At 70.0% G+C, this 11196-nt stretch carries 4 protein-coding genes; all 4 read left to right on the forward strand.

The window, feature by feature from the left end:
• Positions 1-11: 11 nt before the first annotated feature.
• A complete protein-coding gene (locus tag ACOADB_RS18135; protein WP_378601526.1) occupies positions 12-9779 on the forward strand; it encodes a beta strand repeat-containing protein in 9768 nt (3255 codons plus the stop codon).
• A gap of 37 nt (positions 9780-9816) precedes the next feature.
• A complete protein-coding gene (locus ACOADB_RS18140; RefSeq protein WP_378601528.1) occupies positions 9817-10437 on the forward strand; it encodes a nitroreductase family protein in 621 nt (206 codons plus the stop codon).
• 48 nt (positions 10438-10485) lie between these two features.
• The gene (locus tag ACOADB_RS18145; protein WP_378601530.1) at positions 10486-10890 is read left to right on the forward strand and encodes a hypothetical protein; all 405 of its coding nucleotides are present in this window, start codon (positions 10486-10488) and stop codon (positions 10888-10890) included.
• 13 nt (positions 10891-10903) lie between these two features.
• Positions 10904-11196: glutathione peroxidase (locus tag ACOADB_RS18150; protein ID WP_378601532.1), on the forward strand; the 293-nt coding region annotated here is incomplete at its 3' end.

An 11196-nucleotide genomic window follows, 5' to 3' on the forward strand; every position in this document is an offset into this window, starting at 1 on the left:
GGACGCTCGGGGTGGTCACCAACAACGGCACCTCTGTCAGCTACAACCCCAACGGGGCGTTCGAGGCGCTCGGCGTGGGCCAGACTGGGTCCGACACGTTCGGCTACACCGTCTCCGACGGGCACGGGGGCACGGACACGGCCGTCGTCACGGTCACCGTGACCGGGGCGAATGATGCACCGGTGATCGCGGCGATCGAGGCCGGTTCGCTGGCCTACACCGAGAACGCTGCCGCGACGCCGATCACCGCGACCGGCACCGTTGTCGATGTCGACTCCGACGACCTGGCGACGGGCACGTTGACGGCGAGCTTCACCGCGGGTGGCCAGGCCGAGGACCGCCTCGCCGTTTCCGGCGGTACGACGATCGGCACCGTCGTGGGCGGCACCAATGGGAGTACACCGTTGGTCATCACCCTGAACGCGACCGCGACACCGGCCGCCGTCCAGGCGTTGTTGCGGGACATCACCTACAGCAACGTGTCGAACAACCCGTCCACGACGCCGCGGACCGTTCAGTTCGTGCTGACCGACGGGGACGGCGGCACCAGCACGCCCGACACCCGCGGCATCACCGTGTCCGCCGTCGACGACGCTCCCACAGCGGTCAACGACGCGACCATCGTCGGCCAGGACGCACCGGCAACGGCCGTTGCCGTCCTCGGCAACGACACCGACGTGGACGCGGGTCCGAAGGTGATCGCGTCGGCCAGCGACCCGGTCCACGGCACCGTGGTGCTCACCGGTGGCACCCCGGGCGCCCACACCGGACTGACCTACGAACCCGACGCGGGCTACTGCAACAACCCGCCAGGCGGCATTCCCGACACCTTCACCTACACCCTCAACGGTGGCAGTACGGCGACCGTCTCCGTCACCGTCGACTGCACGCCCAACGCCTCGCCCGTCGCGGACGACGACGCGGCGACCATCGGCGAGAACGCCGGTCCGACGGTGGTCCCGGTGCTTGGCAACGACACCGACGCCGACGGTGACACCCTGGCCGTGTCGGTGATCGACCAGACCGCGACCGCGGGTGTCGTCACCAACAACGGCACCAGCGTCAGCTACAACCCGAACGGCGCGTTCGAGGGGCTCGGCGTGGGCCAGACCGCGTCCGACACGTTCGGCTACACCGTGTCCGACGGCAACGGCGGCACGGACACGGCGGTCGTGACGATCACGGTGACCGGGGCCAACGACGCACCGGTGATCGCGGCGATCGAGGCCGGTTCGCTGGCCTACACCGAGAACGCCGCGGCGACGCCGATCACTGCGACCGGCACCGTTGCCGATGTCGACTCCGACGACCTGGCGACGGGCACGTTGACGGCGAGCTTCACCGCGGGTGGCCAGGCCGAGGACCGCCTCGCCGTTTCCGGCGGTACGACGATCGGCACCGTCGTGGGCGGCACCAATGGCAGTACCCCGTTGGTGATCACCCTCAACGCGTCCGCGACGCCGGCCGCCGTACAGGCGCTGCTGCGGAGCGTCACCTATCGCAACGTGTCCGAGAACCCCTCGACCGCGGCGCGGACCGTTCAGTTCGTGCTGACCGATGGCGATGGCGGCACCAGCACGCCGGACACCCGCGGCATCACCGTGACGCCGGTCGATGACCTCCCGGTGGCCGTCAACGACACCGCGACCGTTGGCCAGAACGCACTGGCCACGGCCGTTCCCGTGCTCACCAACGACACCGATGTCGACGCCGGGCCGAAGGCGATCGCGTCGGCCAGCGACCCGGTCCACGGCACCGTGGTGCTCACGGGCGGCACCTCTGGCGCGCACACCGGGCTGAACTACCAACCCGATGCGGCGTACTGCAACAACCCGCCAGGCAGCCTTCCGGACACCTTCACCTACACCCTCAACGGGGGCAGTACGGCGACCGTCTCCGTCACCGTCGACTGCACGCCCAACGCCGCGCCGGTCGCGGACGACGACGCGGCGACCATCGGTGAGAACGCGGGCGCGACGGTGGTCCCGGTGCTGGTCGGTGACACCGATGCGAACGGCGACTCCCTTGCCGTGACGGGTGTGGACGTGACCGGGACGGTCGGTCTCGTGACCAACAACGGCACCGACGTCAGCTATGACCCGAACGGGGCCTTCGAGTCCCTGGGCGCCGGCCAGACCGTGACCGACACCTTCAGCTACACCGTCTCCGACGGCCACGGCGGCACCGACACCGGACTGGTCACCATCACGGTGACCGGCGTCAACGACGCCCCTGCGATCGCCAACATCGAGGCCGGGGCGCTCGCCTACACGGAGAACGCCGCCGCGACCCCGGTCACCGCGACCGGCACCGTTGCCGACATCGACTCCGCGAACCTCGCGACCGGAACGCTGACGGTCAGCTTCTCGGCCGGGGGCCTCGCCGAGGACCGGCTGGAGATCGCCGGCGGTACGACGATCGGCACCGCCGTGGGCGGCACCGGCACGACGCCCCTGGTGATCACCCTCAACGCGACCGCGACCCCGGCCGCCGTCCAGACGCTGTTGCGCAGCGTGACCTACCGGAACGTGTCCGAGGCACCGTCCACAGCGGCACGGACCGTGCGGTTCGTGCTGACCGATGGCGACGGCGGCACGAGCAACGCCCCGACCCGGCAGGTCAATGTGACGGCTGCCAACGACGCCCCGGTGATCGCCAACATCGAGGCGGGGGCGCTCGCCTACACCGAGAACGCCGCGGCGACTCCGATCACCGCGACCGGCACCGTGGTCGACGCTGACTCGGCCGACCTGGCCACGGGCACGCTGACGGTGTCCTTCACTGCTGGAGGTGCCGCCGAGGACCGCCTCGCCATCGCGGGCGGTACGACGATCGGCACCGTCGTGGGCGGCACCAACGGCAGCACGCCGCTGGTGATCACCCTCAACGCGACCGCGACACCGGCCGCCGTACAGACCCTGGTGCGCTCCATCACCTACGCCAACGTCTCGAACAACCCGTCGACCGCTGCGCGGACGGTGCGGTTCGTGCTGACCGACGGCGACGGCGGCACCAGCGCACCCGTCACCCGCGGCATCACCGTGACGGCTGTCGACGATGCGCCGGTCGCGGTCGATGACGGGACCACCGTTCCCCAGGGCGCCACACCCACGGCGATTCCGGTGCTCACCAACGACACCGACGTGGACGCCGGGCCGAAGACGATCGCGTCGGCCAGCGACCCGGCCAACGGCACGGTCGCCCTCACCGGCGGCACCACCGGCGCCCACACCGGACTGACCTACGCGCCCGACCCGGGCTACTGCAACAACCCGCCCGGCACGACTCTGGACACCTTCACCTACACGCTCAACGGTGGCAGTACGGCGACCGTCTCGGTCACCGTGACCTGCGCGGTCAACGGCGCCCCCGTGATCGCAGCCATCGAGGCCTCGCCCCTGGCCGTCAGCGAGGGCGACCCGTTCGCGCCGATCACCGCAACGGGCACCGTCACCGACACCGACTCGGCGAACTTCGCGACGGGCACCCTGACCGTCGACTTCTCGGTCGGCATCCAGCCCGCTGACCAGCTCGGCATCCGCAACGAGGGCGTCGCGGCGGGCCAGATCGGCGTCTCGGGATCGAACGTCACCTACGGCGGAACGAACATCGGCGTGTACGCGGGCGGTCTCATCGAGCCGCTCGTGGTCAACCTCAACGTGAGCGCCACGCCCGCCGCCGTACAGGCCCTGCTGCGCAATGTCACCTACCGCAGCCTGTCCGACACGCCGGCCGCGTCCCGGACCGTCCGGTTCGTCCTCACCGACGGGGACGGCGGCACCAGCAACGCGGCCACCCGGGCCATCACCGTCACGCCCGTGAACGATGCGCCGGTCCTGCTGATGGGAGACTTCGGCTCCCTCGCGTACGACGCCGGCGACCCGGCGACCGTGATCACGCCGAACAGCTCGGTCAACGATCCCGACTCGGCCAACTTCGACACCGGCAGCCTGTTCGTCGACTTCCCGTCCGGTGGCCACGCCGATGACCGGTTGGAGATCCAGAACCAGGGCACGGCCGCCGGCCAGATCGGCGTCTCGGGAACGAACGTCACCTACGGCGGCACCACGATCGGCACCTTCAGCGGCGGGACCGGCCTCACGCCACTGGTCACCACCTTCAACGCCAACGCCACCCAGCCGGCGGCCCAGGCGCTGCTCCGCGCCATCACCTACCGCAATGTCGCGGCGAACCCGGTGACCACGGACCGGTTCGCCCGTTTCGTGCTCGCCGACGGTGACGGCGGGGTCAGTGGCCCGATCATGCGGACCATCACGGTCACTGCGCCGGCCCAGCCGCCCGTGGTGACCACCAGCGCCGGTACGACGGCGTACACGGAGAACGGTGCGGCCCTCGTCGTCGACGCCACCGTGACGGTCACCGACAGCGACAACGCGAACCTGGCGGGCGCCACCGTCCAGATCACCGGCGGCTTCGTCAGCGCGGAGGACGTCCTGTCCCTCACCCCGCCCGCGGGAATCACACAGTCGTACGACGCCGCGACCGGGACGCTCACGCTCAGCGGCTCCGCCCTGGTGGCGACCTACCAGACCGCCCTGCGCGGTGTCCGGTACAACAACAGCAGCAACAACCCGGCGACGGCCAACCGCACGCTGACCTTCATCGCCAACGACGGCAGCGCGCCCAGCAACAGCGCCACGAAGACGCTCTCGGTCGCAGCGGTCAACGACCCGCCGGCGGCCTCGCTCGAGGGCGCGGTCCTGGCGTACACGGAGAACGCCGCGGCCACGCCGATCACCGTCGCGGGCACGGTCACCGACGTCGACTCCGCCGACTTCGCGGGCGGCACCTACACCGCCGACTTCTCGGTGGGTGGCCAGGCCGAGGACCGGTTGGCGATCCGCAACCAGGGCGTCGCTGCGGGACAGATCGGTGTGTCCGGCGCCAACGTCACGTTCGGTGGCGTCACCATCGGCACCTTCGTCGGCGGCAACCCCGGCACCACCCCGCTGGTGGTCACCCTCAACGCCAGCGCGACCCCGGCCGCCGTACAGGCTCTCCATCGGAACGTGACCTACCAGAACGTCTCCGAGAACCCGGTGACGGCGTCGCGGACCGTGCGGGTCGTGGTCTCCGACGGCGACGGCGGCACCAGCGGTGCAGGCATCCGCACGATCACGGTCGCCAGGGTCAACGACGCGCCCGCCGTCTCGGTCTTCGAAGCCGCTGCGCTGGCCTACACCGAGAACGCGGCCGCGACCCCGATCACGGCGACCATGACGGTCACCGACGTCGACTCCGCCGACCTCGCGACCGGCACCCTCACCGTCGACTTCTCCGCCGGCGGCCTGGCCGAGGACCGGTTGGCGATCCGCAACCAGGGCACGGCGGCCGGCGAGGTCGGGGTCTCGGGGGCGAACGTCACCTTCGGTGGCGTCACGATCGGCACCTTCGTCGGCGGCAACCCCGGCACCACACCGCTGGTCGTGACCTTCAACGCCAGCGCCACCGCCGCCACCGTGCAGGCCGTCGTCCGCAATGTCACCTACGCCAACGTCTCCGAGGCACCGTCGACCGCCGCGCGCACCGTGCGGGCGGTGGTGACCGACGGCGACGGCGGCACCAGTGCCGCGCGCACCCGCACCATCACCGTCGCCGCGGTGGACGACGCCCCCGTCGTCGCGGCGAGCGCCGGGACCACGCCGTACACCGAGCAGGCGCCGGCCGTCGTGGTCGATGCTGGACTCAGCGCGACCGACCTGGACGCGGGCAACGTGACCGGGGCGACGGTCTCGATCGTGTCCCCGCTCGCCGGCGACACCCTGCACTTCACGACGCAGGGCACGATCACCGGTGTCTTCGCCTCGAACGTGCTGACCCTCTCGGGATCGGCGACCCTGGCGCAGTACCAGGCCGCGTTGCGGACGGTGCAGTTCTCCAACGCCACCAACGACGCACCCGGAGCCACCCGGTTGATCGGCTTCCGGATCACCACTCCCGTCGCGTCCAACACGTCGAACAAGACGATCGCGATAACCCAGGTCAACGACGCGCCGGTCGTCGATCTCAACGCCGCGACCCCGCTGGCCTACGCCGAGCAGGCACCGAACCTGGCGGTCGCACCGGCGGCCACCATCGTCGATCCCGACTCCCCGACGCTGAGCTCGCTCGTCGTCACCATCACGGTTGGCCGATCGGCCCTCGACACCCTGCGGCTCGACCCGCTGACGACGGGCTTCACTGCGAACTACGTCGCGGCCACGGGGGCACTCACGATCACCCGTGCGGGCGGCACACTCGCCCAGTTCCAGGCCGCGCTGCGCACCGTCCAGTTCGCCAACACGTCGAACGACCCGGACAGCCGCAATGACGGTACGCCGAACCCGACCGACGCCGACCGCACCTTGTCCGCAGTGGTCAACGACGGGGTTGCATTGAGTGCGCCGGTCACGCGCGGCGTGACCATCACCCCGGTCAACGATGCCCCGGGTGCGCCGACGACGCTGCCGGTCACGACCGGCATCCGCAACACGGCGATCAGTGAGGGAGCGATCCCGGACTGGGCACCGCACATCGATCGAGCCATCGACTTCGTGGGTGGCTCGGTCGACCCCGATGGCCTGGAGAGCAACATCTTCGCCGCGAACGCGTCGGCAGCGACGGCCCAGGGCGGGAGCATCCTGCTGTCGGGCGGCGGCATGACGTCCTACAACCCGCCGGCCAGCGGGACTCTGGCCAGCGACACCTTCGGCTACTCGTTGACCGATGGGACCACGGCGTCGGCGCCGTTCACCTTCACCATCAACTTCTCCGGTGCCGTCTGGTACGTCAGCCCCGGTCAGTCCGGCAACGGCACCTCGGGGAGCCCGTTCGGCACGATCGCCGCTGGTCTGGCGGCAGCGGGAACCGGCCAGCCCGTCTTCGTCTTCGAGACGAACGGCGGCTCCATCGCCAATGGACCCGTGGTGCTCGCCGCCGGCGACAAGCTGCTCGGCGAGGGAATCGCCCTCACCTGGACCGAAGTCGGCTCAGCGGCCCCCGATCAGATCCTGGCTGCTGGGGACCGGCCGGTCCTGACCGCCTCGGGCGCGGACGTGGTCACGCTGGCCTCGAACACCACCGTCGCCGGGCTGAGCATCAACCCGGACGGCGCCAGCAACGGCGTGTTCGGCAACGCCACCTCGGGAGTGAACCTCCGCTCGATGGACGTGACCGACACCGGTACGGCGGCCACCCAGCCCGGCATCGAGATGACGGGGAGCGGCAACGGCCTGACCTTCACTGCGCCGGTGTCGCTGAGCACGACCCAGGCCGGTGCCCTCAACCTCACCGGTGCGGCGGTGACCGGCACCGTCGACTCGATCACGGTCAGCAACGCCAGCACGAGTCCCGGCATCCGGCTGGACAACACGACCGGCACGCGGACGTTCACGAACGTGGCGATCACCACCACCGGCCAGCCCGGTGTCGTGCTGAACAGCGCAGGCACGGTGAACTTCCCGGCGGCGGGCGCGGTCACCGTTGCGACAACGGGTGGCAAGGCTCTCGACGCCACCTCCACCAACCTGGCGACCAGCGTGTTCGACAGCATCACGGTGACCGGATCGAGCTCGGGCGGCGTCCGGCTCAGCAGCACGACCGGCGCGCCGCGTCTCGGCGACGGCGTCGGCACCGACCTGTCGCTGCAGACCACTTCCGGCGCGGCCGCGGCCCTCGACATCGCCAGCACCGACAACGTGATGGTCGACGCGGCCGGCACCGACGCGATCTCGGCCACCGGTGGACCGGCCCTCGACATCCGCAACAGCAACGGGTCGTCGTACACCTTCGACACGGTCAACTCGACGAACAGCGCGAACGATGGCATCAATCTCGACACCAACCTCGTGTCGCCGGTCGACGCCAACGCCGGGGCGATCAGTGGCGCCGCAGGCATCGCGGTCGACGTCAACGGCGGTGCTGCTGTCGTCAACTTCGCCGGCGCGGTCAACGACGGCTTCGGCCAGTCGGTCGAGGTCACCGGCCGGACCGGCGGAGTGGTGACCCTGAGCGGATCCATTGCCGACGGCACCGATGCCGGTGGCGGAATCGTCGTCAATGCCAACTTCGGGGGCAGTACGACGTTCAGCGGCACGTCCAAGATCCTCAACACGGGCACCGCCGGCGCCGTCCTCCTCAGCAACAACGGCGCGCCGGGCGCCGGCCACCTGGTGACGTTCAGCAACGGCGGTCTCGACATCGACACGGTCACCGGCCAGGGCCTCGCTGCGAGCACCGGTCAGGTGGCGGTCACCGGGACGGGCAACTCGATCACCACCTTCACCGGGATCGCGCTGAGCATCTCGGGTACGACGATCGGCTCGGCTGACGTGACCTTCCAGAGCATCTCCGCCAACGGTGCCCCGAGCGGGATCGTGTTGAACGACACCGGGTCCCTGGGCGGCGTCAACGTCACCGGAACGGGCGCAGCGCCCACCGGTGGGGTCATCCTCAACACGACCGGCGCCGGCATCTCGCTGACCAACGCCGACGACGTCTCGTTCAACAACATGCGGATCGCCGGAACCAACCGCAGCGGCGTCCAGGGCGTCGGGGTCACCGGGTTCTCCTTCACCAACGGGATCATCCTGCAGGCCGGTGACTCCGCGGTGAACGACAACGACTCCTCCATCGCGTTCAACACCACCACCGGCGGCCAGAACAACAACGTCGACGGCGCCGTCACGATCACCGGCAACTCGCTCCAGGCCGCCTACGGCGGCGGGGTCGACATCTTCAACTACGCGGGCACGATCACCAACGCGAACATCTCGAACAACCAGATCTCCAGCTCGTTCGACAACGCGCTCTCCCGGCGCAGCGGCATCGCGCTCAACCTCTTCGGTTCGACGACGACGGTGGCCAGCCTGGTCATGGGAACCATCGACAACAACACCGTCACCGGTTTCCCGAGCGGTGACGGCATCACGGTCCAGGGCGCCAACACGGCCAGCGCGACCGCGCCCCAGGGCACCTACGGAACGCCGGGCGGAGCGCGCGTCACGATCAGCGGGAACATCGTCATCGGCGACACCACCAACAGGATGAACGGGTTCGGCATCTCGGCTAGCGTCACCGGGCGTGGCCAGGGCAACTTCGCGATCACCAACAACGGTTCAGCCGGCAGTCCGATGCAGAACATGAAGGGGTCGGCGATCGGCATCGGTGCCGCCGGGGACGTCACCGTGACATTCACGGTGACGGGCAACCGGATCGCCGCCAACAACCTCTTCGGCAGCTCCGGGATCGCGCTCGGAACCGACAAGAACATCCAGGCCGACCTGAGCACGCTCGCGAACCCGGTCGTGCGGGCGACGATCACCGGCAACATGGTCTCGAACACCAGTGGCTCGGGTGTGGGCGTGCTGCACCGCGATTCCAACGGCAGCCTGGACCTGCGGCTCGAGAACAATGTGGTCCAGCTCGTGCAACAGAGCGGTCCCGGCATCCGCGTCGACCACGGCAGCTCCGGCAACGCCGCCTACAACCCGACGATGTGCGCCAGCATCGCCAACAACAACTCGGCCACCGGTCCCGTCGACGGCTTCGGGGACACCACCCCCGGCATCACCCTCTCCAAGCGGAGCGCGCTCGCGGCGACGTACAAGTTCGGACTGGTCGGACTGGTGCCCTCACCGGCGACCAACGCCCAGGTCGAGACGCACCTGACGACGTTGAACCCGTTCAGCGCCCTCGGTGCGGGCTTCTTCGCCGGCAAGAAGGTCGCCGTCCGGACCGGCAGCAACTTCACCAGTTGCAGCCTGCCGGCGGGGGTGTAGGCATCCGCCCGCGGCGGCCTGCCGCAATACTCCCTCCATGAACCCCGTCGACATCGTCGAGCCCCTCCGTTCCCGCTGGAGCCCGAGCGTCTTCGACGCCGCCCACGAGCTGAGCGACACGGAGATCACCCGGCTGCTCGAGGCGGCCCAGTGGGCGCCGAGCAGCGGCAACCGCCAGCCGTGGCGGTACGTCGTGGCGGTGCGCGGCAATGCGGCGCACGACGTGCTGGTCCCGCACCTGAGCCGCGGCAACGCGGGCTGGGTACCGCGGGCGTCGGTCGTGTTCATCGCGGTGGCGGTGGTGGAGCCCGAGGGCGACGGGCCCGGCGACCCGACGTACCCGCTCCACGACCTCGGCCAGGCCTCCGCCCACCTCACCCTGCAGGCGAAGGCGATGGGCCTGGAAGCCCACCAGTTCGCGGGATTCGACCACGACGCGGTCGGTGCGGCGCTCGGAGTACCCGACCATGCGCGGGTCGTGGCGGGCATCGCGGTCGGGGTGCGCGGCAACCCCGCGGAGGTCAGCGAGCGCGACGCGGAGCGTGAGCACAAGGTCCGGACCCGACGCCCCCTGGTCGAGACGGCGTACGGCGACCGCTGGGGCACGCCCTGGCCGGGGATCACCCCCTCGGGGCCGACCACGGCCGAGCCCGCATGACCTCTGACGTCATCGTCAGGAGACACCCCGGCGGGTGAGGGTCGGGGCATGACCAACACCATCACTCCCCGCACCACCGTTGCTTCCACCACGACCGGGCGGTTCTGGTTCGCCGCCGACGCCGTCATCTCCGGCGTCAACGGCCTCGCCTACCTCGCCGCCGCCGGCCCGATCGCCGACCTGCTCGGCGGTGAGGCGACCACCTACCGCTGGCTCGGCGCCTTCATGGTCGGCTACGCCGCCGTGATCGGGCTCTACGCCCGCAGCTCCCTGTCCAGGCGGATGGGTTGGGCGATCGTCGTCGGCAACGCCGTCTGGGTGATCGCCTCGCTCGAGGTCGCCGTCACCGGGATGTTCGACATCGACGGACTCGGCCGGGCCTGGGTCGTGGCGCAGGCACTCGTCGTCGCCGACCTCGCCCTGATGCAGGCACGGTCGCTTCGCGCCCGGTGACAGACTGGGCGCCATGACCAGTCTCCACGACTTCTCCGCCACCGCCATCGACGGCAAGCCCATCGAGCTGTCGTCGTACGACGGCAAGGTGGTGCTCGTCGTCAACACCGCCTCCAAGTGCGGGCTGACCCCGCAGTTCGAGGGTCTGCAGCAGCTCTACGACGAGTACGGCGACAGCGAGTTCACCATCCTCGGCTTCCCGTGTGACCAGTTCGCCAACCAGGAGCTCGCCGCCGACGACGCCATCGCAGACTTCTGCCAGAAGAACTACGGCGTCACCTTCCCGATGTTCTCGAAGATCGACGT

Source organism: Nocardioides sp. CPCC 206348 (genome assembly GCF_048654705.1).
Taxonomy (GTDB): Bacteria; Actinomycetota; Actinomycetes; order Propionibacteriales; family Nocardioidaceae; genus Nocardioides.

Excerpts from the sequence above, each read along its gene's own strand:
- ACOADB_RS18145 (WP_378601530.1), top strand. The coding sequence starts at position 10,486 with ATGACCAACACCATCACTCCCCGCACCACCGTTGCTTCCACCACGACC.
- ACOADB_RS18140 (WP_378601528.1), top strand. The coding sequence starts at position 9,817 with ATGAACCCCGTCGACATCGTCGAGCCCCTCCGTTCCCGCTGGAGCCCG.